This window comes from Rhodococcus sp. FW305-130, from assembly GCF_058788335.1.
In genome coordinates this window covers 39087-62626 of the sequence record NZ_JBYTAP010000011.1, presented here as the reverse complement: position 1 = coordinate 62626, position 23540 = coordinate 39087, and the positions used below count along the sequence as shown (strand labels likewise).

The 23540-nt window shown below is 61.7% G+C and carries 24 protein-coding genes; 6 read left to right on the top strand and 18 right to left on the bottom strand.

Annotated features, from left to right (window positions below; all coding sequences use genetic code 11):
- Positions 1 to 7: 7 nt before the first annotated feature.
- Genes AC3WQS_RS28305 through AC3WQS_RS28260 form a run of 10 tightly spaced genes read right to left on the bottom strand, consistent with a single transcriptional unit; the run spans position 8 to position 9484 of the window.
- On the bottom strand, positions 8 to 970 hold the full coding sequence (locus tag AC3WQS_RS28305; protein WP_019745660.1) for an ROK family protein: 963 nt from the start codon (positions 968 to 970) through the stop codon (positions 8 to 10).
- Entirely contained in the window at positions 967 to 1635 is a 669-nt protein-coding gene (locus AC3WQS_RS28300) for an HAD-IA family hydrolase (RefSeq protein WP_019745659.1), read from the bottom strand. The genes AC3WQS_RS28305 and AC3WQS_RS28300 overlap by 4 nt, the downstream gene beginning before the upstream one ends.
- Positions 1632 to 2516 (bottom strand): TIGR03619 family F420-dependent LLM class oxidoreductase, encoded by an 885-nt coding sequence (locus AC3WQS_RS28295; protein WP_019745658.1) that lies wholly within the window; start codon positions 2514 to 2516, stop codon positions 1632 to 1634. Before AC3WQS_RS28295 ends, AC3WQS_RS28300 begins: the two co-directional genes overlap by 4 nt.
- Positions 2513 to 3310, bottom strand: a complete 798-nt coding sequence (locus AC3WQS_RS28290; protein ID WP_019745657.1) for a VOC family protein — start codon at positions 3308 to 3310, stop codon at positions 2513 to 2515. Before AC3WQS_RS28290 ends, AC3WQS_RS28295 begins: the two co-directional genes overlap by 4 nt.
- On the bottom strand, positions 3307 to 4206 hold the full coding sequence (locus AC3WQS_RS28285; protein ID WP_020909402.1) for an NADP-dependent oxidoreductase: 900 nt from the start codon (positions 4204 to 4206) through the stop codon (positions 3307 to 3309). Before AC3WQS_RS28285 ends, AC3WQS_RS28290 begins: the two co-directional genes overlap by 4 nt.
- A complete protein-coding gene (locus AC3WQS_RS28280) occupies positions 4203 to 5024 on the bottom strand; it encodes an SDR family oxidoreductase (RefSeq protein ID WP_019745655.1) in 822 nt (273 codons plus the stop codon). The genes AC3WQS_RS28285 and AC3WQS_RS28280 overlap by 4 nt, the downstream gene beginning before the upstream one ends.
- The gene (locus AC3WQS_RS28275; protein WP_492712637.1) at positions 5017 to 6012 is read right to left on the bottom strand and encodes a zinc-dependent alcohol dehydrogenase; all 996 of its coding nucleotides are present in this window, start codon (positions 6010 to 6012) and stop codon (positions 5017 to 5019) included. Before AC3WQS_RS28275 ends, AC3WQS_RS28280 begins: the two co-directional genes overlap by 8 nt.
- A 5-nt stretch (positions 6013 to 6017) precedes the next feature.
- Entirely contained in the window at positions 6018 to 7220 is a 1203-nt protein-coding gene (locus tag AC3WQS_RS28270; RefSeq protein WP_492712600.1) for an MFS transporter, read from the bottom strand.
- A 3-nt stretch (positions 7221 to 7223) separates the two neighbouring features.
- Entirely contained in the window at positions 7224 to 8252 is a 1029-nt protein-coding gene (locus tag AC3WQS_RS28265) for a 3-oxoacyl-ACP synthase III family protein (protein ID WP_020971052.1), read from the bottom strand.
- On the bottom strand, positions 8249 to 9484 hold the full coding sequence (locus tag AC3WQS_RS28260) for a sedoheptulose 7-phosphate cyclase (protein WP_021345782.1): 1236 nt from the start codon (positions 9482 to 9484) through the stop codon (positions 8249 to 8251). Before AC3WQS_RS28260 ends, AC3WQS_RS28265 begins: the two co-directional genes overlap by 4 nt.
- Before the next feature lie 176 nt (positions 9485 to 9660).
- On the opposite strand from AC3WQS_RS28260, the gene AC3WQS_RS28255 reads away from it, so the two are divergent.
- Complete coding sequence (locus AC3WQS_RS28255) at positions 9661 to 10275, top strand: TetR/AcrR family transcriptional regulator (protein ID WP_020909395.1); 615 nt, start codon at positions 9661 to 9663, stop codon at positions 10273 to 10275.
- 93 nt (positions 10276 to 10368) lie between these two features.
- On the opposite strand, the gene AC3WQS_RS28250 is transcribed toward AC3WQS_RS28255, so the two are convergent.
- The 4 genes from AC3WQS_RS28250 to AC3WQS_RS28235 form a co-directional block, all read right to left on the bottom strand.
- Complete coding sequence (locus tag AC3WQS_RS28250) at positions 10369 to 10812, bottom strand: hypothetical protein (RefSeq protein ID WP_223257906.1); 444 nt, start codon at positions 10810 to 10812, stop codon at positions 10369 to 10371.
- A 21-nt stretch (positions 10813 to 10833) separates the two neighbouring features.
- On the bottom strand, positions 10834 to 11502 hold the full coding sequence (locus AC3WQS_RS28245; RefSeq protein WP_020909393.1) for a FadR/GntR family transcriptional regulator: 669 nt from the start codon (positions 11500 to 11502) through the stop codon (positions 10834 to 10836).
- Between the two features lie 102 nt (positions 11503 to 11604).
- Positions 11605 to 12813, bottom strand: coding sequence for an MFS transporter (locus AC3WQS_RS28240; protein WP_047889075.1), 1209 nt, complete (start codon positions 12811 to 12813; stop codon positions 11605 to 11607).
- Between the two features lie 121 nt (positions 12814 to 12934).
- Positions 12935 to 13909 (bottom strand): helix-turn-helix transcriptional regulator, encoded by a 975-nt coding sequence (locus AC3WQS_RS28235; protein WP_153211470.1) that lies wholly within the window; start codon positions 13907 to 13909, stop codon positions 12935 to 12937.
- Positions 13910 to 14011: 102 nt separating this feature from the next.
- Here AC3WQS_RS28235 and AC3WQS_RS28230 point away from each other — a divergent pair, with 102 nt between their 5' ends.
- Positions 14012 to 14479, top strand: a complete 468-nt coding sequence (locus tag AC3WQS_RS28230; protein ID WP_019745645.1) for a VOC family protein — start codon at positions 14012 to 14014, stop codon at positions 14477 to 14479.
- 384 nt (positions 14480 to 14863) lie between these two features.
- Here the strand turns inward: AC3WQS_RS28230 and aztD are convergent, their stop codons facing one another.
- On the bottom strand, positions 14864 to 16111 hold the full coding sequence (gene aztD / locus AC3WQS_RS28225; protein WP_019745644.1) for a zinc metallochaperone AztD: 1248 nt from the start codon (positions 16109 to 16111) through the stop codon (positions 14864 to 14866).
- 247 nt (positions 16112 to 16358) lie between these two features.
- Here aztD and AC3WQS_RS28220 point away from each other — a divergent pair, with 247 nt between their 5' ends.
- Positions 16359 to 17087, top strand: a complete 729-nt coding sequence (locus AC3WQS_RS28220; RefSeq protein WP_492712601.1) for an alpha/beta fold hydrolase — start codon at positions 16359 to 16361, stop codon at positions 17085 to 17087.
- A 63-nt stretch (positions 17088 to 17150) separates the two neighbouring features.
- On the opposite strand, the gene AC3WQS_RS28215 is transcribed toward AC3WQS_RS28220, so the two are convergent.
- A complete protein-coding gene (locus AC3WQS_RS28215; protein ID WP_020971036.1) occupies positions 17151 to 18779 on the bottom strand; it encodes a 4-hydroxyphenylacetate 3-hydroxylase family protein in 1629 nt (542 codons plus the stop codon).
- A gap of 11 nt (positions 18780 to 18790) precedes the next feature.
- Complete coding sequence (locus AC3WQS_RS28210; protein ID WP_019745631.1) at positions 18791 to 19360, bottom strand: flavin reductase family protein; 570 nt, start codon at positions 19358 to 19360, stop codon at positions 18791 to 18793.
- Between the two features lie 275 nt (positions 19361 to 19635).
- Here AC3WQS_RS28210 and AC3WQS_RS28205 point away from each other — a divergent pair, with 275 nt between their 5' ends.
- On the top strand, positions 19636 to 20574 hold the full coding sequence (locus AC3WQS_RS28205; protein ID WP_047889028.1) for an AraC family transcriptional regulator: 939 nt from the start codon (positions 19636 to 19638) through the stop codon (positions 20572 to 20574).
- On the opposite strand, the gene AC3WQS_RS28200 is transcribed toward AC3WQS_RS28205, so the two are convergent.
- Positions 20571 to 21341 carry an IclR family transcriptional regulator gene (locus tag AC3WQS_RS28200; protein ID WP_029537119.1) on the bottom strand — a complete coding sequence of 257 codons (771 nt, stop codon included), beginning with the start codon at positions 21339 to 21341 and terminating at the stop codon, positions 20571 to 20573. The genes AC3WQS_RS28205 and AC3WQS_RS28200 overlap by 4 nt on opposite strands.
- Positions 21342 to 21539: 198 nt before the next feature.
- Here AC3WQS_RS28200 and catA point away from each other — a divergent pair, with 198 nt between their 5' ends.
- Positions 21540 to 22379 carry a catechol 1,2-dioxygenase gene (catA, locus tag AC3WQS_RS28195; protein WP_029256437.1) on the top strand — a complete coding sequence of 280 codons (840 nt, stop codon included), beginning with the start codon at positions 21540 to 21542 and terminating at the stop codon, positions 22377 to 22379.
- Positions 22380 to 22408: 29 nt separating this feature from the next.
- Positions 22409 to 23530 (top strand): muconate/chloromuconate family cycloisomerase, encoded by a 1122-nt coding sequence (locus tag AC3WQS_RS28190; RefSeq protein WP_029256436.1) that lies wholly within the window; start codon positions 22409 to 22411, stop codon positions 23528 to 23530.
- The last annotated feature ends 10 nt before the right edge of the window (positions 23531 to 23540 follow it).

Sequence of the window (23540 nt, the reverse complement as noted above, 5' to 3'; positions counted from 1 at the left end):
TCCTCTTTCACAGCTTGCTTACGCGGAGGCGACCGGCGGCAATATCGTCGGCACCGGACAGGGTGTCGATGTCGTGAGGACGGCACAGGTATATCGTCTTACGGATTCTCTCGGGAGTCAGTGACGTGTCCGCGTACGATCGCACCGAGGCGAGTTGGGAACAAAGTTCCCTCTCGTACATCTCGGACAGACCTTCGGCGAGCCCGCCACCGATCCCGATGCGATCCAGTCGTGGATCGAGGGCGATCATCGTTCTGACCAGCTCGGCGATCGGCTCGACGACCACGCTCAACAGAAGTGATGCACCAGGGGCGCCTGACTCGAGTGCTGGACCGAACGAATCTCTGTCATAGGGCAATTCGAGAGCCGAGGCGACAGCAGCCAACGCCGAGCCGGACGAGATCGCCGCGACATGTCCGATGCCTCCACATGCGCAGGGCAACTGTCGCACTGTATCCGGCCCCGACGTCACTGCACGAAGGTGGCCGACCTCACCTTGCAACCCCAATGCGTCCACTGGAATCACTCCCTCTCTTGCATCAGCTATCCGCAGTGCGATCCCGCTGCTGATGGTGAGGTAGGCGATGCGCCGATCGGTGGGACGTGTAAACCCACGAGCGAATGACGCCAACCCTGCCGTCACGTCGTTCACGAGTGTCCATCGAACGTCCGGGCGGTGGGATTCGAGGAGGCGCAGCAACGGAATCTCACCGGCAGGAGTGCCGCCCCACAATGGGCCGGATCCATGGGCGACGCCCTTCTGTTCGTCGAGCGCGGCCCCGCACGCCATGTTCACTGCGGCACCCGGCGGTAGATATCGATCCAGTGTCTCGATCAGCTCGCGCAGGAGTTGATCGGGAGTGGCAGACGGTTGTCGGAGCACGCTGGGCGATGGCAGCCGTTCGGTTCGCTCACCGCTGCGGATGCGTAGCCACGTACCTCCCAGATCGACCGATACGGTATCCGTCATAGTTCCGGTACCACGTCGATTACGAGCTCCGATCTCTCTCGGGAGAGTCGTAGTGAAGTAAAATTATTCACTCTCAAAAGGTTTCGTCCGGGCTCGGCTCCGATTGCAACGCATGATGCGCCGGAATCGGCCGCAGCAGCCATGCCGGCCGAGGAGTCTTCGAATACGGTGCAGGAGTCGGCGGAAACCTTCAAGCGCGCCGCCGCTGCAAGAAAGCCCTCGGGATCTGGCTTGCCGGCGCGCACGTCCTCAGCGCATACCGACGCGTGTGGAAGCGGGAGGCCCGCTTCAGTGAGCCTTCGCACCATCATCGATCGAGGGGCCGACGTGACAATCGCCCATTGCTCCCGGGGCACAGACGCCAGAAAGTCCTTGGCGCCGGCGATGGCGCGAACTGGATGCGAGTTCTGCTCTTCGCTTTGCCTGATCCAGTTCAGTTCGGATTCGACGTTTGCTCGATTACCGAGAACCCGAACGATGATGTCGGAAGCGATGCGGCCTGGAAGTGCCTGCGCTACCACCGCCCGATCAACGCCGTGCCGGTCCGCGAATTCGAACCAGACAGCCTCGATCGACGCCTGCGAATCGACGAGGGTTCCGTCCATGTCGAACAGCAGTGCCGAGGTCGAAATGGATTGTCGAATCAAGCTGGGCCGCAGAGTCATAAGACGGCCACCCGACTCATTCCCAAACTTTCGCCGGCAATGCGAATCAGATCGAGATCGTGGTCGGTTGAGCGGCGCAGTCGCTGGTCGCCAGGATCGGTATCGAGCACAATCGTCTGTGCACCGATCTCAGACAGAAAATCGATGTCGGCACGTATCTGGTTGATGGTTCCGTACCCGAGTGGACGGTTTGGTGATTCGACAGATCTTTCGGTGGGGAGAAAGTAGATGCGGGGGACGAACTCACGCCCGGGGGCGAGTGAAGCGACTCCAGCGATGCATAGGCCCCGGGTAGGGTGCAATGGGTGCCATGCAGTGCCTAATCTGTTGGTTCGGTCGATCGCAGCGGGTCCGTTGCCGCCGATCCACAACGGAGGGTGTGGTTGCTGCAGCGGTAGAGGTCCGTTGTGCACGCGATGTGTTCCGGCCGAGCCCGGTGCGTCGTATGTCTCCGACGTCCACGCTGCGATCAGGGTTTCGAGAGTGGTATCCGTCAGTCGGCCTCGACGTGTGAACGGAACGCCGAGGACGTCGAAAGCCTGTGCAGTCCAGCCGACCCCGATGCCCACGATCAACCGTCCGCCGCTGAGTCGATCAATCGTCGCGGTCGCGTGGGCGAGGTGGGCCGGGTGTCGGTGACTGCCGATCAGCACGCCGCTGCCCAGGCGAATCGACTCGGTACCCGCTGCGAGCCAGGACAGCGTGGCCAGGCACTCGTAAAACGGAGCGGGAGAGCGGCGATTCGCGTCGTCGGTCAACACCACGTGATCCGAGAGTAGGACATTGTCGAATCCGGCAGCTTCCGCTGTCCGGGCCCACGCGAGAATCCCCTCGGGGTCGATCTGCGGCCCGAAGTTGGGGAGATTGATTCCGTACTTCACAGCGAACTCGGAATCAGTCGCGCGGCGCCCCCGTGGCGGAACGTCAGGAAGTTTCCCCCGTTGGCGGTCAAAGGGCGAGGGGCCTCCTGCCGGCCGATGTGGTGCTCGAACAACTCGATGTTCAAGTCGCCGACGGATACCATCGCCATCCGGGACGTTCCTTCGACGTCGAGATCGAACTGTGCCGTCATGAACCCGCGATCCGCTGCGATGTCGGTGCGGAGCACCTCGGTTCCCGAATGGGCGGTCACCAGACGCGCTATCGCGGCGTCGAGGTCCGGGACGCTGTAGCCCGTGTGATCCAAACCGCGGCAGGTCGGGAGAAGGGCTGACGCGATGTCCTCTCGTCTGTGGTGGAGTCGGGCCTGGGTCTCGTGGAAGTATCCCGGCTCCTCGGGCCACTGCTGAAGTTCGAAGAGATCGCCCCACGGCGACCGGAAGTACACCCACTTGTTGCCCGCAATCGGACCCTCGGGTACCTCGATCACGTCGCCGAGGACTGTCACGTCGCTTCGCGAATCAAGGTAGCTCACAGCGAGTTCGATATCGCCGACAGTGAAGCAGAGATGGTTGGTACCGATGTCGACCAACCGCGGTGGGGGTTGATGGGGCCAATCCGCTGATACGAAATCCACGACCCCCGACAATCCGATCGGTACGGAGACACGTCCGGGGTATCTTACGACGCGGTTCGCACCCAGGAGTGAAGCGAAGAAGTTGGCGGCGGCGTCCGCATCGGGAACGGTGACACCGACTGTGGACAAGGCATCTTCGACATTCGCGGTCACGGTCATGGGATCAGCAGTACCTTTCCTCGGGTTCCGCCCGCGGCCAGCAGAGCGTGGGCTTGGGGTGCTTCGTCGAACCGGAATGTTCGGGCGACAGGGACGGTGACCGAACCGGTCGATACCAGTTCGGCGAATGATTCGAGGCCCGAGCCGTCCTCGTCGACATAGCTTTTCGCCGGTGTGATTCCACGTTGCGGTGCGGGTTGCTCGTTGTCGTCGATGGAGATGAAGGCGCCGTCGTCTCGCACACTGTCGACGGATTCGGCAATACCCGCCGTGTCGACGATGGCGTCGTACTCCTTCTGCGGCAGGTCGACGGGACTCGCTATGACCCGGCTGAGGCTGAGGGCCAAGAGTTCGTCAGTGTCGCTCTCGCGAGCGAGGGCTTCGACGCGGTGTCCCCGCGAGATCAGCAGCGCCGACGCTATTCGGCCCACCGCGCCGGCAGCACCGGTCACCAACACCGTGGATTCTGGTGCAAGGTCGAGTTTCTCGAGGCATTGCACAGCGGTGAGCGCTGCGAGTGGGATCGCAGCAGCGTGCTCGAGGGTGACGTTCGACGGAGCGGGTGCGAACAAGGACTGGTCGGCGGTGACGCGTTCGGCATAGGTTCCGTAGCGGTGTGCCGGTTGCGCGATCATTCCGATGACGCGGTCTCCTGGCGTGAAGCGTGTTACCGCGGATCCGACTGCGATAACAGTTCCGGAGACGTCCCATCCCAATACGGCTGGGAAGTGCAACTCGATGGGCAAGAACCCCGAACGGGTCTTCAGATCGACAGGGTTGACGGCAGCGGCTGCAACGGAAACAGTGACGTCTCCGGGGCCGGATGTCGGCTCGTCAACCTCGGTGAGAGTGAGAACGCTTGGGTCGCCGGTGGCTTCGATTGCGATGGCTTTCATGCGATTCCTTTCATGAGACCTTGCGTTGGAGAATGATCGACGGCGTAGCGGGCATTCGCTTCGGCTGCAGTCAGAACCAGTCCGCCGTCGACGGTAACGGTGGTCCCCGTGAGATAGCTCGAACCGGACCCGGCGAGGAACGCCGCGGCTGCTGCGACCTCGTGCACACCGGCCGGACGCCCCAACGGGATAGCGGGGCGATCGATGTCCGCATACGAGGATTCGTCATCGATGCCGTTCATCGCGGTGGCGGTTTCTCCCGGTGCGACGGAATTGACGCGCACTCCGTGGGGCGCGAATTCGAGGGCGAGGACACGACTCGACGCCGCCAATGCGGCCTTGCTGGCGCAGTAGATTGCACCGCCGGTGATGGGTACCGTGTCATGGATCGATGTGATGTTGACGATCGATCCTGCGATACCTCGCGCGATCATCCGGCGCCCCACCGACGAGGCCAACGCAAGTGGGGTGATCGAATTGACGGCCATGACCTCGCGCATTCGATCGATGGCGAGTGCATCTGCGGGTGATCGATCGTTGATTCCGGCATTGTTTACCAGGCAGTGGATCTCACCCAGTTCATCTGTGCATCTCAGAACGGCGTCGACTGTCGATTCGGCATTGCGCAGGTCCAGTTGCAGGGGAACGACGTCGATGCGGAACTGCGCATTTAGTTCGCTCACCAACCGTGCGATGCGATCGAGACCATTGCCGTATCCGAGGACGAGGTTGTGACCCTCTTTCGCAAGCGCGAGCGCGATTGCCCGGCCGATACCACTACTCGCTCCGGTTATCACTGTGTATTCGAGCTCACTCAACAGAGATCACCACCTTCGGCCGTGTCCTGTGGCCTTCGAGACGATCGAATGCGGACTGTGCTTCGGTCAGAGGAACCACACTGTCGATCAATGCGGTCAATGCCGGGCGAATCAGCGGGAACAGTTCCGCGGCTCGGCGGTAGTGATCTACCCCGTGACGTACTCCGATGATCGAAATGCCGGCCAGCGCAACCGCTCCGGGATCGATCGATTCCGTGTGCGCCGCGACGCCTACGAGGATGCACTTGCCTCCCGGACGGAGAACGCCTACGGCGGTACCCAGCGCACCGGCGCCGCCAGACGCCTCCACGACCACGTCGTACTGCCCGGTCAGGTGTGTGGCATCGGTGAAACTGTGTGTGACGGTGCCGGAGTCGAGGTGTTCGATCGACCGGGGTTCGAGAACGTCGACGGTGATCGGGTATCGACTCAGCATGGCGATGGACAAGCTGCCGATCGTGCCCGCGCCGACGACGAGAACCCGATCACCCGGCGACACCGAAGCAGCGTCGAGCGCCTCGAGCACCGTCACGAGCGGCTCGATGAGAACGTGCTCCGGTTCGACTGTGACGCGACCGAGTGAAACGACCGTGCGCCGCGGCATGCGGAGGAATTCGGCTGCGGCACCAGGATGTTCGTATAGCCCGACCTCACGCAGATCGGAGCATTGGTTGCGTCGTCCGGCCCCGCAGGCCGAACACGCCTGGCAGAAAATCATCGTGCTCCCGGTGACTACGTCACCCGCCGACAGATCCTGAATATTCGGGCCGGTCTGCTCTACGGTGCCCACCCATTCGTGCCCGAAGTGATGCGGAAACGACGTAAGGCCATCAGTGAGGTATGACGACGTGCCGTGCAACAACTCCAGATCCGTACCGCACAGACCGACATAGGCAACCTTGACGACGACATCGTCAGGCCCGCAGTTGGGACGGTCGATCGTCACGATCGACACGGAACGGGGAGCGTCGATCATCGCAGCTCTCATGGCTTTCACGTCACGCTCCGAGCAGTGCGCCGACTGACGAACAGCAGCAGTACTGCGCCCGCCGCGAGGACTGCCCCGATAGCAGGCAGGACTGCAACGCTGTTGCCGCCGGACAGAGCGATCGAGCCGATCCACGCGCCGGCAGCATTCGCAAGTTGGAATCCTGCAATGTTGACCGTGGCAGCAAGGTGCGGGGCTTCGCTTGCAGCACCGATGAGTTTCGAGGCGAGCGGCGGAATAATGGAAAAACCGGTAGCACCGAGTACGAACATCCAGGCGAAGGCAAACCAAGACGTTGCGCCGAAGACGAAGAGAGCGAGAAGTGCCAACGCGAGCGCGGTCAACGCGATGTACAGCGTTTTGTCCAGGTCCTTGTCTGCGTAGTAACCACCGAGTTGATTGCCGACAACAGACCCGACGCCGAATACGAACAACACCACCGTCACCGTCGACACCGAGATGCCGGCATGCTCGGTGAGATACGGCGAGATGTAGGTGAACACCACGAAAAGCGCTGCCTGACTGAGAGCGGTCAGCCCGATCGCCCACAGAACTGGGCCCCGGGTGAACACCCGTAGCTCTGAGCTGACGTTGCCGGTCTGGTGCGAGGGAGCGGCGTTGCGCGTCGAGGCGATCAGCGCAGCGGTGACCAGCAGTTGGAAAACGGCGATGATCGCAAAAGACCAGCGCCAACCCAGTTGTGTACCGATGAGAGTTCCCAAGGGGACGCCGAGGACCGTCGCCAGGTTCAGTCCGAGGGTGACGCGGGCGATCACACGCCCTTGGAATTCAGGCGCCACCAACGACGTCGCCAGCACCAGGCACAGAGCGAAGAACGTCGCGTGTGGCAGAGCAGTGATGATCCGAAATATCACCATGGTTGCGAAGTTCGGTGCCAGCGCAGTTCCGATGTTGCCGATGACGAAGAGAGCCATCAGAGCCGCGATGAGAGGTGTCCGCGGCACCCTGGTGGTAGCGATCGTCAGTAGAGGGCCACCGATGACCACTGTGACGGCATAGATGGTGACGAGCAGTCCGGCTGTGGAGGTGCTGACCTCGAGGTCGGTGGAGATGTCCGGAAGTACGCCGGCCACAAGGTATTCGACAGTGCCGACGCCGAACACTGCCAGGAGCATCCAGATTATTGCGGCATTCGCGTTGGTAGAGCGAGCCGTTGTCGTCAATTCGTGCGGAGTTTCGACCACCATGGCCTATCCCTTCTCGTATCCGGTGTATTCGACGACTGCGCATCCCCATGTGAACCCGACGCCGATGCCGGTGAGCATGATCCGGTCTCCGGGGTGCAGGGCCTTGCTGCGGCGGAGCAGGTCGAGGCCCAGTAGTGGGTCGGCAGCACCGGTGTGGCCGATGGTTCTGCCGAGTTCGACCAAGGTCTGCTCGGCGCGGATCTTCAGCGGCTCGAAACATTGTTTGCGGAGTAGGACGTTGCCGAAATTCGGTACGATCCAGGTGGCGATGTCACCGTGATGAGTGGCGGCATCACCCAAAGCTGTTTCAGCGCATCGAGACAGAGCGGCCGCGTTGCGTGACCAGAACTCGTCGATGGAGTGAGTCTCGGTGAAGCCCCCCACCCGTGCTCGGAGATCGATCGGGTCGGCGGTGCCGTAGACAGGCATGCTTGTGCGCTCGTGCCCGCGGTGCATCTGCTCGAGGTGTGCATCAGTGACTACGGAAGTCGAAAGAATACGAAAGGGACCCGGATCCGGGCCGATGACAGCAGCGGCCGCGCCGTCTCCGTAGGCGAGACCGCTGTCGGAATTCCACCGGTCGAACAGGGGGAGACGCCAAGCGTCGGATGCAGTTACCAGGCCTTTGCCGTGTCCGTCGAACCAGCGGCCGATCAGTTCGATTCCGACGATTGCTCCGGCGCAGGCTGTTCGGATCTCGATCGGCAGGCAGTCGTCGATGCCAAGTTCGTTCTGAATGTAGGCGCCGCAGTTCCACGCCTCCAGGCCGTTGTGCAGAACCACTGCATGCACGAGTAGGTCGATTTCGTTGCTGCTGATTCCGCTGTCGGCCAACGCAGCTCTGCCTGCGAAGACTGCCATCTCCGGCGCGGATTCGCCGATATCAGGGTCCGACACTGCAACCGAAGTCTGTCCGGTCTTCTGCTGTTCGACGGGATCGAACCGTCCTTCGGTCACCATGTCGGAGGCTTGTTCCCGCCTGTCCGGTAGGTATGAGCCGAAGCCTTCGATGTAGAGGCCGCCCCACCTCATGACGCGACCTTCGTCACCGACGTCTCACGGACGCGTAGCTCGTCGCTCTTCCTGTTCAAAAGGGCGGAGGCAGAGTTGATTCCGTCGATCGTGACATCATTGACGAAGTGGTGTCCACCGATCCCGACCGGCAAAGGCAGCCGTTGCCGCCCGTCCCGATGACGCACTGTGTCGGCCAATGCGGCGCCGAGGACGCCCGGTGTGGACAAGACGTCGTTCCAGGTGGGAAGGCCGAGGCGCCTCATTACAGTCAGGACGCGATCAAGTTCAGCTTCACTGATACTTCCCCGCAAATAACCCAGTGCAGACGTCAATGCCATGTCGACAGCTACGGCTTCACCGTGCAGAAGTTCCGGTAGTGCTTCCATCTCGAGCGTGGGCGAGAATGTGTGGCCGTAGTCGACGCAGCGTTCGAGGCAGGATTCCCACAGATTGGGCTGCAGTTCCTCGAGCATCAGGTGGATCGACTCGGCGATGACTTGTGTTGCTGCTGTGTCGAGTTCGTCGGAAGAGCCCTGAAACCTGTCATCGATCAATCGTTCCCCGAAGATTTCCAGCAGTTCGAAGAGGTCGAGGGATTTGATCAAGGCCATCTTGAGTATCTCGGCAAGGCCGTTGGACAAGTGTCGGTTGTCGAGGGTACGCAGGAATGCTCGGTCGACAAAAGTTGCCAGGGCCGGTGCATACGTCCCCAGTCGATTCTTGCCCATGCCGTAGTTGACTCCGGTCTTGACGCCGACCCCGGCGTCGACGAGGCCGATCAGTGTGGTGGGGACCCGGATGTACGGCGTTCCGCGGCGGTAGACGCTCGCGGCGAAACCGACAATGTCGAGTAGAACACCCCCGCCGATCGCGATTACCGGCTCCCTGCGTCGGTCGATGCCGAATCCGTTCATCGCGTCGACCACCCGCACCGCAGAACCCCACTCTTTGACCGTCTCGTCGGCTCGCATCGGTACGAAGGATGCTCGTATTCCGTGGTGTTCGAAGTAGCCTCGAATTCTATCCCCGTGAATTCGGTCGACGTTCGCGTCGATGATGATCAAGCGTCGGTCTCCGCGGTGTAGCGACGCTGCGCTGCACCCGTCGAGTAGTCGAGTGCTGTCCTTGGCGAACAGATTTCGTGCGGCAATCACGTGATACTCGACCTGTTTGACCGCTTCGACCTTCCATGTCGAATCGGTGGCCGCGCTGTGGCTGAGACCCAGTTTGAATGAAGCGGCACTACGCATGTCGATCCCCCTAGACGGTGTGAAAGAGCGTTCGCGAGCTGTGTCAGCAGTACGGCGGTACTTCAGTGAACGAAATGAACTTTCGAGGAGAACAGTAGGACATTCGCATAGTGATCGCTACAAGAGTAGAATAGATCACATTTGGATCGGTAGATGCTGCGGAATTGGGAGGTTGCATGGCCGGGGTGCCGGGACAAGGGCGGAAGTTCGACGTAGACGCGGCCTTGGACAAGGCGATGTATGCCTTCTGGGAGCACGGCTACGAGGGGACATCCGTTGCCATGTTGACTGCTGCGATGCAGATAAATCCACCGAGTCTCTACAGTGCTTTCGGCGGCAAGGAAGGAGTGTTCTTTGCCGCCGTCGATCACTACAACGCGACTCGCGGCGACTTCATGGACCGGGCGTTCGCCGAAGAGCGCGAGGCATCCGAATTGATTCGCCGCCTCTTGAACGACGCGGCGTCCCATTACACCGACGAGTCTTGTCCGGGTGGTTGTCTGATCATCAGCGCGGCGGTCAGCGTGACCGACGCCAACAGTCACATAGCAAACCGATTGCGCGACATGCGAAATGCCAACGTGGTGTTGCTGTCGCAGAGGATCGCAGCCGATATCGCCAACGGACTCATGCCCGCTGACTCCGATCCCGAGGACCTTGCCGAGTTCATCGGTGTAGTCATCCAAGGCATGTCTCAGCGCGCCCGAGACGGTGCAACACAGAGGCAATTGGAACTCGTAGCGAACAGGTCTTTCGACTCGCTGAACTTCTCGAAAGACCTCATCGGCTGAACAGATTTCAGTTGACGGTCGGGGGTCGAGCTGGATTGGGCGATGGAGAGCATCGAGGTCGGTCCTAGTGACCTTCTATCCCAATGTAATTCGTCACTGACCGTGATGGCTGTCGGTTCGTTGGAGGAAGGGGCGGGGCCAGGCGCCGAGTGCGAGAACGGCGAGGATCGTCTGGGCCAATCCAGTGGTGAAGAAGATGCCTTGCAGCGGCGACCAGACGAGGATCATGGCGATTTCGACGAAGATCCAGATCATCATCGTCAGGCCGGCGGCGGCGTGCAGGCCCCATGCCAGGCGGAACCTGTTGTGCTGAGCGAAGAGTGCGACGGCTTGGATGCCTCCGACGACGACGCCGAGGAGGATTCCGGGCCAGAAGTATGAAGGGAAGACGGTTCCCTCGATCCACTCCGGAGGCAGGCCCATCCCGCCGCCGATCGTCAGGCCCGCCATTCCTACGAGCGCAGATAGCAGGTTGAGCCACGCGATGGCGGACAGACCGATCCGGAGACCCCGTGGAGGGAGCGATGTGGACGTCATGCCTGACAACGATAGAGAGGGTCAGTCGAGCCCGTCCATGTTCCTGCGCGTTGCCGCGCTGGCAGCGTCGGCATCACCCGCGACGATTGCTTCCACCAGATCTCGGTGGGCAGCGGCTTCGTCGTCGATGGATTGGGGGTTTCGTGCCGTGACGTCGGTGATCACGTCCAGGGCCGAGTTGCGGAGCGTTTCGATGAATGAATCGAACACCATCGACAACACGCTGTTGTGCGCAGCATTCACCACGGCGCGATGTAGTTCCATGTCAGCGTCGACAAATTCTGTTGGTGTCGAGGCATTTTCACGGGCTTCGAGTGCTGCCCGTAACAGGTCGACGTCGGCAGAGGTCCGACGCATCGCAGCCAGGCGGCCAGCTTCCACTTCCAGAAGTCGGCGTACTTCGTAGACTTCGCGGCGGTCCGAGCGTTTGAGTTCTCGCTCGAGTTCTGTGACCGGAGTCGAGGACATGACGTAGGTGCCGGATCCTTGATGAGAGTAGAGCTGTCCCGACGCGATCAGTGCACGCACGGCTTCCCTGCCGGTCGAACGCCCGACTCCGAGGAGGGTGCTCAGATCCTGCTCGTTCGGGATTTTCGTCCCGACCGGCCATTCGCCGTCGCCGATGAGGCGCGCAAGTTCGTCTGCGGCTTTCTGTACCAGTGACTGCTGCTTGACCTGGCGCACTGCCATGTGTCTGCTCCTGACTGACTCGGTGAACCGCCGTGGAGCGGCCCACCGAGTGACACTTCATGTCCTCCGATGAATCTTCAGACTACGGTGCAGTCTGTCGGGTTATCGAAGGGCGATGACGTCCAGTTCGCGCTCCGTCTCGTCTTCCGGGTCGAGGCGTCGATCGCGCAAGGTGAATGCGATGACGGCTCCGACCAACAGCACTGCAGTTGTCGCCCCGATCGCCATGCGCGGTCCGAAGTGATCTGCCAGGTAACCGAACAGCGGAGAGGCGATGCCTCCCACTGACATTGCGAGTCCGAGTGTCACCCCACTTGCCGTGCCTGGGCGGTTCGGTAGGTAGTCCTGCGCCAACGTCACCTGTGGCGCGAAGGGCAAGAACATCGCGAATCCGAGACACACGATTCCAAGTTCGGCAATTACCACGTTCGGAGCCGCGGCGAGCAATGCCAGTGATGGTACGGCAAGCAGGTAACCGAGTCGGATGGATGCACGTCGACCACGACGGTCCGCGAGGACTCCGCCCAGTAGCGTGCCGGCCGCGCCCGCCAAGGTGAAGGAGGACAACACGATTGCTGCACTCGAGGACGATCCGTTCAGTCCGTTGAGTACGTACGGTGAGACCAACGACAGCGTGGTCACATATGGAATTGACCAACACACCGTTACCAGCACGAGTCGGGTGAACGAGCGCCAATCATCTGACACGGGACCGTTCGCTGCTAGCTGCGAACTCAACGACTGGGCTGATTCGGCGTCCGTGCCCGTGCCGGCCGATCGTGATTGGGCGACGATCCACCAAATAGCCGCTACCACTGCAGGAACTGCGAGCAGGTAGCCGCCGGACAATCCGAGCGAACCGACCACGAGCGTGACGAACGGTGGCGCCAGTGAGGCTCCCAACGTGCCGCCCACGGAGAACACGCTCATGGCCTTCTGCGAGTGACCTCCAGCTGCGCGTGCCAAATTTGTGGCGGGCGGATGGTATGCGGCAATGCCGATGCCGGCCAAAGCAATTGCCAGCCAAGTAACGATGTAGGTGGTGCTCATCGCGGCCACGACAATTCCCGTTGCGGCCGTCACAAAACCTGTGGGTACCAGCCAATTCCGGCTCTTTCGATCGACCAGCATGCCGAATGCGGGTTGCACGACACTGGATAGTCCGGTCGCGGCGAGCGTGATTCCGGCAACCGCGGAGTAGGAATATCCGCGTTCCAGCATCATGAACGGCAACAGTGCAGGCACAGCCCCCTGGTACAGATCGTTCACGACGTGTGTGCCGGTGAGAAACGCAACTTGCCCCTTCTTCATCTCCTTGGGCATCCCTTCGTTCAGGTCTTCAAGTCCTCAGGTCCTCTGAGGACTTGAAACCTACATGAACCCACGGACGCACGGTTGTGTTGGAGACCTGGATCTCATTCGCGACGACTGCCTAACTCGCAGCAGTCGCGGCATTGCGGGCGGCGAGTTGTGCGAAAGCGTGGGTCAGTTCTGCCGGGCCGACGACATCGATGTCGGTGTCGAATCGGTTGAAGGAGGCTGCCAGCGCCGTCCAGGACCATGATCCGGCTTCGAGGCTGCACTGGTCGGGGCCAAGATCTTCGACGGCGCCGTCCTCGACAAAGGGAAGAACATAACTGGCTGGTCGATGGAGAACGACCTTGCCGTGGCACGGCCATTTGTTGATATGTTCCGATCCCTTGAAGCGCGCGGCCACGTATTCGCTCACGTCACCGCCGGGGATCCCCTTCGGTGTGAACCGCGGGCCGTTCGGGGTGCGTGGGGTGATGCGATCGGCGCGGAAGATTCGCCAGTCGTCTCGCTCGAGATCCCACGCGACGAGGTACCAGCGACGCTTGGAGGTCACCAGATGATGTGGCTCCACGCGGCGTGGGGGTGTTATTTCGATGTTGTCAGTTGAGCGGCCGCTCGAGTAGTCGAAGCGGAGCACCTCGCGAGCGCGCACCGCTGCGGAAATCGCTACGAGCACCTCAGGGGACACCGAGTCTGCGTCGCTGGAATCGGTCGAAATCGTGGTGAACGTGAGTGCGTCGAGGCGATGACGCAGGCGCGACGGCATCACTTGTCGCACGGTGGTCAGCGCACGCACTGCGTCCTCTTCGATGCCGACGCCGGTCAGCGTCGCCGCCTGCAGAGCGACTGCCAAGGCGATGACCTGATCGTCGTCGAACAGCAGGGGTGGTAGCTCGCTGCCGGCGTCGAGTCGGTATCCGCCGTCCGGGCCCATGGTCGCCGCAATGCTGTAACCCATCTCCCGGAGGCGGTCGATGTCGCGGCGGACCGTGCGGTGGCTGATGTCGAGCCGCTCGGCGAGTAGAGCGCCCGGCCAGTCGCGCCTCGTCTGCAAGAGGGACAGCAGATTCAAGAGCCGAGTGGTGGTCGCCATGTCGTGAGACTACGACGAGTCTAGGACGAAAACAGTCCTATACGGCTGTGAGAGTCGACGTTGTCAGGGAAAACCCGGGCGACGTTCGTACTAGGAGCAGACATGAGCATCAAGACAACGACCCACCTCAACTTCCGCGGAGACGCCCGCGCGGCTCTGGAGTTCTACCAGTCCGTCTTCGGTGGCCAGGTCACGATCGCAACCTACGGCGACTTCGGAATGCCCAAGGATGTGCCTGGCGCTGAGAACATTGTGTTCGGCCAAGTCGAAACCGCGGACGGCTTCAGCGTGATGGCGTACGACATCCCAGGACAGTCGGGCGGTTCGACCGCCAATGCCGGCACGACGCACCGTGAGAACGGCACCACGATCACCGACCAACCGTTCTTCGTCTCGGTTCGCGGTGAATCGCTCGAAGAGGTGCAGGGTTACTGGGCCAAACTCTCTGTCGGTGGATCCATCATCGAGGGTCTTGCCGCGGCGGCGTGGAGCCCCGGATTCGGCATGCTCACCGATGCGTTCGGGGTGACGTGGATCCTCGACGTCGCTGCCGGCGAAAACCCGGCCTGATCATTCAGACGACAAAGCCGCTGGCACCGAAAGGTGTCCAGCGGCTCCAGCGCGTCGGTGCCCGTCTTGCGCCTCTCAGCAAGTGGCCACTCGAAGTGGCAATTCTGGGGTGGTACCCGGGGCAAAGAACCGAACACCGACACCATCTCCAACGAACCTCCACACGGAGTTATTCCATGCTGACTTGTGCCGCGGTCAATCGTGGTCCTGCTCATCGCTCAGCTCCAGCAGAGCTGGCGACAACGGCTTCGATTCTCTGAGGTGCGCGTCGTAGCACCTCGAGGATTGCCTGGGTATCGAGATTCCCTGGTCAGTAGGCGAAGCACGAGAACGGCTCAGGCCCTCATCTCGGTGTGAGATGGGGGCCTGAGATGAGGATCTGAATCAGCCGGTGACACCGGTCAATTCGTTCGGGGCGTGATCGAGGGTGGTCTCGGTCAGGATGCTGCCGTCCTCGAGGTCGACGGCGATCAGCTTCTTCGAAGTGGGATCGGTGACGTACGCGGTGTGGTCTTCCACGAAGAGTGCCGGCCTGGGCTCTTGCCACTTGGTGGGCTCGGTCCATGCGTCGATGACGGCGATCTTCTTGGTGACGACGCCGGTGTTCGGGTCGATGACGTGGATGGCGCCGTCGGTGCCGAGCACCAGTGCCTCTCCGTGCGGTCCGCGGCCGAGTGAGCGGAAGGTGTAGCTGGTGCCGAGGTCGACGAGCTTGAGTTCGGACGTCGTCGTGTTGGTCAGCGAGACCCGTTGCGGACGTTCGAGTTCGGCGTCCTTGTCAGTCTTGTAATCACCCAGGACGATGTCCGACTCCTCCGAACCTGCTTGATTTCCGATGCGGCCGTATGCATCCGGACTCTGGACCTTGGTGATCGCTCCGTTCTTGTACACGAGCAACCCGTCCTGGCAGCCCAGTACGATGGCTTCGCCGGCAGCGACTGCTTCGCCGTGGACACCGGGGCACTGTTCGTTGCGCAGGATTTCCTTGCGGTCGGCATCGAGGATGGCAATGCCGTTGCGGGACTCCGAATTTCCGATGGTCGTCAACAGGCTGCCGTCGGCAAGTGCGACCGCAACGCCGTGATGGGGTTCTGGCGTGGTGTACGTCTCGACGCGAGGTTGGCGCTTTGCCAGTTGCGCCGGATCGAAGATCTCGACGAGTCCCGAGCCGTCGTTGAAGAGGACGGTCTTTCCGGCATGGCGTACAACGTGTCCGGGTTCGTTGGCTGCGAACTCGACCTCGGACATCGCGGGATCGGCTGTGTAGTAGTGGGAATGGTCGCCGTGGGCCGAGGACCACGTGCCGGTGTCGAGCACCTTGAACGCCTCACCCGACGAGATCATGACGTGGCGACCGTCGCCGGCGGGGTTGAGTCGCGTGAAGCCGTCGATCTTGGTCTCGCCGACCACGTCGAGCGACGTTGCATCCAGCACCAGGACGCCACCGTCGTAGGAGACTGCGAGACGCGGTGTTGCCGAGGCTTGTTCGGTGGGTGCGGACGCGGTTGTCGTGGTGGTCTCCGACGGGGCCGAGTCCTTGTTGTCGGACGAGCAGCCCGTGACGAGGGCGAGTGAGAGGCCAACTGATGTGGCAAGGGTGAGGCGCCGCGACATGCGGGTGTTGAGGTGCATGGGTATAGATCTACTGCTTAATGTAAATGATTGTCAAAGTCGAGTATGCGAATGTTCGCATGCCAGGGCAGTCGTCACGGGATCAGGAATGTACTGGAGATCGCCTGGCGAGCGCCGAATATCCGGTGCTGGTGCGTTCACTTTGGGTATAGCGCTAGTTCAACTAGGCATTAGTGCGCCGATGTCGGCAGGAACATGCTGTAGATCACATCGGTCGATCGAAAGTTGGAGAGCAATGGCGCAGTTCATGTTGATTCATGGCGCAGGACACGGAGCCTGGTGCTGGGACTATGTGGTCGAGGCGCTGGAGAGACGTGGGCACACGGCTCTGGCTACCGATCAACCGGGCTTGGGTCGAGACACGACGGAAGCTGAAGAAATAACTTGGGAATCAACGCTTTCCAAGCTGTCGGCTGAGCTGGTTCAACTGCCTGGGGACGTGATACTTGTCGGCCACTCGATGGGCGGAACACTGACGGCACAACTGACGGAAATGCATCCGACGCGTGTTGCTGCTGCCGTCTACCTGGCCGCGACCCTGCCTGAGGACGGGGAATCCTGCCTGAGTAGTTCGCAAGAGGACAGTAGCGCTGCGCGGTTGTTCTTCGCCTGCGATGAACTCGGGATCGACCCTGAGGTTGCCTTGAAGTTGTACCCGATGCTCTTGTTCGGGGACTGCGCCGACGAGGTGGCGCGAGAATCGATGTCAAACCTTCGCCCGCAACCGATGAGTGTTTTCAGTGGTTCGGTGTCGCTGACGCCGGAACGGGAAGGGTCTGTGTCTCGCTACTACATTGAAACCCTTCGCGATCTTGTCATCACTCCTGCACATCAACGTGAGATGGTCTCCCGGCGCTCCTGTGAGAGGGTGTTTACCTTGACGACGGGGCATTCCCCCATGCTCGCGGCGCCCGAGGATGTTGCCGATATCCTCGACGAAATCGCCCGAGGTCTGCCGAATTCAACTCGTTCCTGAGATCCTGACCCGGTCGAGTAGGGCGGACTCGACATCGCGAGTCCGCCCTACCTGCCGAGGGGGTTACCGGTTCTTGAAGAACGAGACGTCGTCGTTGCCGATGAGGTCAGGGACCGTCCAGCCGTCGAGGTCGTATTCACTCAGACACTGCTCGGCCAGTCCCTTCATGGAACTTGCGTGTCCACGATTCTGGGCTGCGAACAGCAGTTCCGCTTTGACGTTCTCGTGATTGCCGGAGTAGTTGCGCTCGTAGAGCTCGTGGCGCCCGCCGAACTCGGTGCCGATCGAATCCCACAGCGCCTTCATGACTTTCACCCGGTCGACGGCGGTGATGCCGTCCGAACCACGAACGTACTTGTCAAGGTACGGACGCACGTCCGGGCTCTTGAAGTCGAGTGAACTCGAGGGCAGGTAGATCAGGCCCGACGCCACGTCCTGTTCGATGATCTCCTTGATCCGCGGGTACCCCTGGATCATGAACATTCGATAGGTGAGGCCGTACTCGAGCTTCGGTATCACCGAATCGCCGACCCACTGTTCGGGATCGCGTGCCATCGATTCGGTCAACGACCAGAAGAGGTTTCGCCACCCGATCACCTCGCCGACACGGGTCTGAACTCCGCGGAAGCCGCCAGCGCCGGTGGCTTCGAGTGCTTTCATCAACAGTCCGGCGATGAAGTCGAGCTTTACGGCCAGGCGAGTGCAGCCCTGAAAGGTGAAGCGCGGCAGGAAACCCGATTGAGGGAAGAATGCGTTGATCCGGTCGACGTCGCCGTACATGAAGACGTTCTCCCATGGAACCAGCACCTTGTCGAAGACGAAGATGGTGTCGTTCTCGTCCATGCGGCTCGACAGCGGGTAATCGAACGGACTGCCCATCACCGCAGCATGTTCGGTGTACGAGGTGCGGCAGATCAGCTTCACACCCGGAGCGTCCATCGGTACCGTGCAGATCAAGGCGAACTGCTTCTTCTTGATCGGCAGACCGTAGTGAGCGATGAAGTTGTAGTTCGTGATCGCCGATCCGGTGGCGACCACCTTGGCTCCGCTGACGATCAAACCGGCGTCGGTTTCCTTCTCCACCTTCATGAAGACGTCGCCGACTTCGTCAGGTGGAAGTTGGCGATCCACCGGGGGATTGATGATCGCGTGGTTCCAGTACAGAACCTTCTCCTGCGATTCGCGGTACCAGCGCTCGGCGTTGTCCTGGAACGGTGCGTACAACTCCTTGTTGGCGTGGAGGGTTCCCAGGAAACTTGCCTTGTAGTCGGGGGAGCGGCCCATCCAGCCGTAGGTCATACGTGCCCACGTCGCGATGGCGTCGCGTTCCTTGAGCAGATCAGCCGACGACGTCGGAGTGCGGAAGAACGGCATGGTGACACCGCCGTTGCCCGTGTCCGTCGGAACGGTCAAGGCGTCTACGTGCTCGCCCGTGTGCAGAGCGTCGTACAGCCTTGCGGTCATGCGGATCGGATTCCGGAAGGCGGGGTGCGTCGTGACGTCCTTGACGCGATCACCGTGAAGCCAGATCTCGCGACCGTCCTGCAGGCTCGAGATGTACTCGTCGCCCGTCATCGGCCGGGTGGCGAAGTTCTTCGTGCGGTTGGCTTCGCTGTCGGCGGCCGGATTGACCTGTGGCGCTCCGGAATCTGCGGGGTCGACGCCGGTGGGAGGAATTTCGGTGGTCGTCATGGCAAAGCCTTTCAGATCGTTTGGGGTGCGGGCTGAAGATGAATCGGGGTGAAGGAAGTGGTGGCGTCGAACCATCCGCTGTGGGGGTCGTCCTGACTGCCGTTCCAGACTGTGGTCGACGAGGTGGCGCCTAGGTCGTGAAAAGTGCTTCGGTAGAACAGAAGCGGATCCTTGCCACTCGACTGCGCATCCACGATCTCACCGATGAAGATGATGTGGTCACCGCCGTCGTACTCCTTCCACGGGACGCACGAGATGGTTGCTGCGGCGCCGTCGAGCAGGGGGGCGGTCGGTCCGTCGATCCACTTCGGTTCGGTGCGCTGCGGTCGGCCGGCAAAATGCATGGCCGTGTCCACTTGGTCGGCGGCAAGGATGTTGACGGCAAACGGCGCGTTGCCGAGGTAGCCGCACGCCTTGGACTTTCGCGTCATCGTGATCTGGCACAGGCGTGGTTCCAGGGAGATTGCCGTGAATGCGGTGACGGTGGCTCCGTGTGGCTGACCGTCGGCGTTGGTGCAGGTGATGACGGTGACGCCGCTGGCGAATTGGCCGAAGATGCCTCGAAGCTGATTTTGTTCCATGACCGGACCTCCTTGTCGGATGGCTGGTGAGTGAGGGTGCCGCGAAGTGCGGGAGGCGGAGGTGCTGGACGACTCGCGCCGGGAGTGAAGACGAACGTACGGCGAGCGCGGCGTTCGGTCGATCCGTACAGCGCGGTGTCTATCCGGATTGCGCACCCGATCGAAGCCTGTATCCGTTTCCTCTTGGAAGTGACCGGGGACACAGTGTTCAATGATGTTCAGCGCTCATGCTCGGCAATGTGGCTGGTCACGGGTTTGGAAGGTGAAGAAGGACGATGGTCGACTCCAAGATCGGTACAGCTCCCCGCGACTGGGACGAGGCGTGTGATGCGGTTTCGGACGCCTATTTTCCGCACACGCTCACGCCGTTGTCACGGCACGCGGCCAGCGGAGTCGGGGTGTGCACCGCCGAGTTGGGACCGCTGAGGATCGCTCATATTCGATGGGGAGCAGACGTCGCGGTCGAATCCGAGCATCCCGGTGCCTACGGGGTGAACATCCCGCTCTCGGGCGAGCTCGAGTCGGTGTTCGCGGGCTCGCACGTGCTCTCGACGGAGGGCGTTGCGACGGTGTGTCCGCCCGACATCACCACAAGAATCACGCGGTGGAGCGCGGACTGCGAAATTGTCGGAGTCCGGATGGACCGTCAGTACCTCGACCGCGAGATGGAGAAGGTACTCGGCCGGCCCGGAATGCACTTGCCTGATCAGGTGGATCTTCGGGGAGACGACGGAGCCAGATGGCTGAAATTTGTTCGCTCACTGTCGGATCAGATCCTCGGCCCGGTCGGCGTGCTGCACAACGAACTGGTGGCAGCTCAGCTTTCCGGTGCCGTGGTCACGGCATTCGTCCTCGCTGCAATGCCCGAAAGTGAGGACGCGGTGCGACATGCCAGGCCACGCATCGTCAAGCGGGTGCTCGACGAGATGCACGACGACCCGGCCCGCGTGTGGACCGCAGCAGAGATGGCCGAGGTGGCGGGCGTCAGCGTACGGAGATTGCAGGAGGGATTTCGGCAGTACGTGGGCCGGAGTCCGTCGGAATGCCTGCTCGACATCCGCCTCGAGCGGGTCCACGCAGATCTGGTGGATGCCGACGACTCGACGACGGTCACCGATGTCGCTGTGAGATGGGGTTTTACGCACACCGGACGATTCGCGTCGTCTTTTCGGCGTAAGTACGGTGTGTTGCCTTCCGAAGTATTGAGAAGTTAGCTCCGGTACCCCATGTCCGCGCTGAGCTGATTCGCCTTCTCGACGAGGAAAGGCGCGACGTCGGCGCGAAAGGCTTCCGGGGTCGTGCGTCCGGCCGAGGTAGAACACGCTGCCACACCGACGACGCTTCCGCCGGCGTCGCGGACGGGGGCGGCGAGGGAAATCAGGCCGTCTTCCAGTTCCTCGGACGTGAGTGCATAACCCTGCTCGCGCACCACTCGAAGTGCGGTGTGGAATGCGCCTTCGTCGGTGATCGTGGTGGGTGTGAGGGCGTCGAACGTGGAGTTCGCGATGACTTTGTCGACGATTTCGGTTGGCGCCCAAGCTAGCAGGGCGCGGCCCATGGAGGTCGCATATGCAGGCACTCTGGTACCGACGCTGACGTTGATGCTCATGATCCGGCGTACGGGTACACGCGCGGCGTAGACCACGTCGACGCCGTCGAGGACCCCGAGTGACGCGGACTCGTGGGTGTGTTCTGCGATCTCCAGTAGACGGGGGAGGGCAGCCTCGGTCAGGGCATGTGATGCGGAGAAGTGTTGCCCGATGCTCAGGACGCGCGGGGTGAGCGACCACCGACTGTTGTTGCCGGTGACGTATCCGAGTTTTTGCAGGGTGAGGAGGATACGTCGGACCGCGGGGCGGGAGAGCCCCGTTTCGGCGGCAAGATCTGCGAGCGACGGGTTGGGGTTCTTCTCGTCGAAGGCCATCAGCACAGCAAATCCACGCTCGATGCTCTGGATGTAATCGCGATCGTTCTCGCTCACGGAATGACCTCTCATCTGCGGGTATGCCTGATCAGTGCCCTCGAAGGTTGACAAACCCTGTGACTGGGCGCACAGTACAAGCGTACGCAGAGCGTAACAGATGTACGCAGAGCGTACAACCAGACTTGGGAAGCCGACTCAGCCCAGCAGTACGGCACCCACCCGGTAATAGCCACACACGGCCCCGAGGAGGACCACATGACCACTTCCGAGAGCCCCACCGCAGTAGGTTCGGGCACGGCCGCCACCGACAAGTTCCTCCAGGAACGAGTCAGCGCGGACACCCCGCCCGAGCGCGTCTCGGCCATCGCCAAGGACGTGCTCGAGGCACTTGCCGGCGTCATCGACAAGCACGGCATCACCTACCCCGAGTACCGCGTCCTCAAGCAGTGGCTCATCGACATCGGCCAGTTCGGCGAGTGGCCCCTGTGGCTGGACGTCTTCCTCGAGCACAACGTCGAGGAGGTTGCGTACCGCGGCCAGCACGGCACCAAGGGAAGCATCGAGGGCCCCTACTACGTCGCCGACGCCAAGACGTTGCCATCCAAGTGTGAACTTCCGATGCGTGACAACGAGGTTGGATCGAAGCTGGTCTTCGAGGGCCAGGTTCGCGATCTGGACGGCAAGGGGTTGGGCGGTGCAACCGTCGAACTCTGGCACGCGGACGACGAAGGCTACTACTCCCATTTCGCGCCGCACATCCCCGACGGCAACCTCCGCGGAACGATCGTCGCCGACGACGAGGGACGCTTCGAGATCACCACGATTCAGCCTGCGCCGTACCAGATCCCGACCGACGGCCCCACCGGCTGGTTCATCGAGAAGGCCGGCTGGCACCCGTGGCGTCCGGCTCACCTGCACCTCATGGTGAAGGCTCCCGGTAAGCGCACGATCACTACCCAGCTCTATTTCAAGGACGGTGAGTGGATCGAGAACGACGTGGCAACTGCCACGAAGCCCGAACTGATTCTCGATCCGAAGCCAGGTGCCGATGGAATCAACCGGGTCACGTACGACTTCGTGCTCGACCCGGCCTGATCCACAACTGTTCGAAAGAAAGTGATTTGATGACAGACCTGTCGATCGTCTCCATCGAGACGACCATCCTCGACGTTCCGCTGGTTCGCCCCCACAAGTTCGCCACCACGTCGATGACGGCGCAGCCGTTGTTGCTGGTCGCGATTCGCACATCCGACGGTGTTATCGGATATGGCGAAGGTGTCGTTCCGGGCGGTCCGTGGTGGGGCGGCGAATCGGTGGAGACGATGCAGGTCATCATCGAGAAGTACATCGCGCCGGTGGTGGTCGGCAGGCGCGTGGATCAGATCACCGCGATCATGGCCGACATCGAAAAAGTTGTTGCCAATGCACGATTCGCGAAGGCCGCCGTCGACGTGGCGTTGCACGACGCCTGGGCACGTAGCCTGGGAGTCCCCGTGCACACGCTCCTCGGCGGGGCTTTCCGCGAGAGTGTCGACGTCACGTGGGCACTGGGTGCTGCGCCGGCGGACGAGATCATCGAAGAAGCTCACGAAAAGCTCGAATCCCGGCTCAATTTCACCTTCAAACTGAAAATGGGAGCACTCGACCCGGCGGTCGACGTCGCGCGCATCGTCAGCATCGCGCAGGCGCTCGACGGCCACGCCGGCGTCCGCGTCGACGTCAACGCGCGGTGGGATCGCTTCACGGCGCTGCGGTACCTGCCACAACTCGCAGACGGTGGAGTCGAACTGATCGAACAGCCCACTCCGGCAGACCAAATCGAGGTCCTCGCCGAACTCAGCAGGCTACTACCGATTCCGATCATGGCCGACGAGAGTGTGCAGACCCCACACGACGCTCTCGAAATCGCCCGCCGGAGCGCCGCCGATGTCATCGCCCTCAAGACCACCAAGTGTGGTGGCCTCCAGCGCAGCCGCGACATCGTCGCAATTGCCAAGGCCGCCGGTATCGCGTGCCACGGTGCGACGTCCATCGAGGGTCCGATCGGTACCGCGGCTTCGTTGCACTTCGCGTGCGCCGAGCCCGGAATCAACTTCGGAACAGAGCTTTTCGGCCCACTGCTCTTCAGCGAAGAGTTGCTTCAGGAACCCCTGAAGTATTCCGAGGGTCAGCTGCACCTCCCCGCCGGACCTGGCCTGGGAGTCGAACTCAACATGGACGCCGTCAAGACCTGGACCAGGAACTAGAGGATAGAAG

Coding starts and splice junctions, on each gene's coding strand:
- AC3WQS_RS28250 (WP_223257906.1), bottom strand. CDS start 10,812: ATGACGTCCACATCGCTCCCTCCACGGGGTCTCCGGATCGGTCTGTCC.
- AC3WQS_RS28205 (WP_047889028.1), top strand. CDS start 19,636: ATGGTCGACTCCAAGATCGGTACAGCTCCCCGCGACTGGGACGAGGCG.
- AC3WQS_RS28245 (WP_020909393.1), bottom strand. CDS start 11,502: ATGGCAGTGCGCCAGGTCAAGCAGCAGTCACTGGTACAGAAAGCCGCA.
- aztD (WP_019745644.1), bottom strand. CDS start 16,111: ATGCACCTCAACACCCGCATGTCGCGGCGCCTCACCCTTGCCACATCA.
- AC3WQS_RS28210 (WP_019745631.1), bottom strand. CDS start 19,360: ATGGAACAAAATCAGCTTCGAGGCATCTTCGGCCAATTCGCCAGCGGC.
- AC3WQS_RS28270 (WP_492712600.1), bottom strand. CDS start 7,220: ATGGTGGTCGAAACTCCGCACGAATTGACGACAACGGCTCGCTCTACC.
- AC3WQS_RS28220 (WP_492712601.1), top strand. CDS start 16,359: ATGTTGATTCATGGCGCAGGACACGGAGCCTGGTGCTGGGACTATGTG.
- AC3WQS_RS28290 (WP_019745657.1), bottom strand. CDS start 3,310: ATGACCGTGACCGCGAATGTCGAAGATGCCTTGTCCACAGTCGGTGTC.
- AC3WQS_RS28255 (WP_020909395.1), top strand. CDS start 9,661: ATGGCCGGGGTGCCGGGACAAGGGCGGAAGTTCGACGTAGACGCGGCC.
- AC3WQS_RS28230 (WP_019745645.1), top strand. CDS start 14,012: ATGAGCATCAAGACAACGACCCACCTCAACTTCCGCGGAGACGCCCGC.
- AC3WQS_RS28285 (WP_020909402.1), bottom strand. CDS start 4,206: ATGAAAGCCATCGCAATCGAAGCCACCGGCGACCCAAGCGTTCTCACT.
- catA (WP_029256437.1), top strand. CDS start 21,540: ATGACCACTTCCGAGAGCCCCACCGCAGTAGGTTCGGGCACGGCCGCC.
- AC3WQS_RS28265 (WP_020971052.1), bottom strand. CDS start 8,252: ATGAGGTGGGGCGGCCTCTACATCGAAGGCTTCGGCTCATACCTACCG.
- AC3WQS_RS28240 (WP_047889075.1), bottom strand. CDS start 12,813: ATGAAGAAGGGGCAAGTTGCGTTTCTCACCGGCACACACGTCGTGAAC.
- AC3WQS_RS28190 (WP_029256436.1), top strand. CDS start 22,409: ATGACAGACCTGTCGATCGTCTCCATCGAGACGACCATCCTCGACGTT.
- AC3WQS_RS28300 (WP_019745659.1), bottom strand. CDS start 1,635: ATGACTCTGCGGCCCAGCTTGATTCGACAATCCATTTCGACCTCGGCA.
- AC3WQS_RS28260 (WP_021345782.1), bottom strand. CDS start 9,484: ATGCGTAGTGCCGCTTCATTCAAACTGGGTCTCAGCCACAGCGCGGCC.
- AC3WQS_RS28305 (WP_019745660.1), bottom strand. CDS start 970: ATGACGGATACCGTATCGGTCGATCTGGGAGGTACGTGGCTACGCATC.
- AC3WQS_RS28215 (WP_020971036.1), bottom strand. CDS start 18,779: ATGACGACCACCGAAATTCCTCCCACCGGCGTCGACCCCGCAGATTCC.
- AC3WQS_RS28275 (WP_492712637.1), bottom strand. CDS start 6,012: ATGAGAGCTGCGATGATCGACGCTCCCCGTTCCGTGTCGATCGTGACG.
- AC3WQS_RS28235 (WP_153211470.1), bottom strand. CDS start 13,909: ATGGCGACCACCACTCGGCTCTTGAATCTGCTGTCCCTCTTGCAGACG.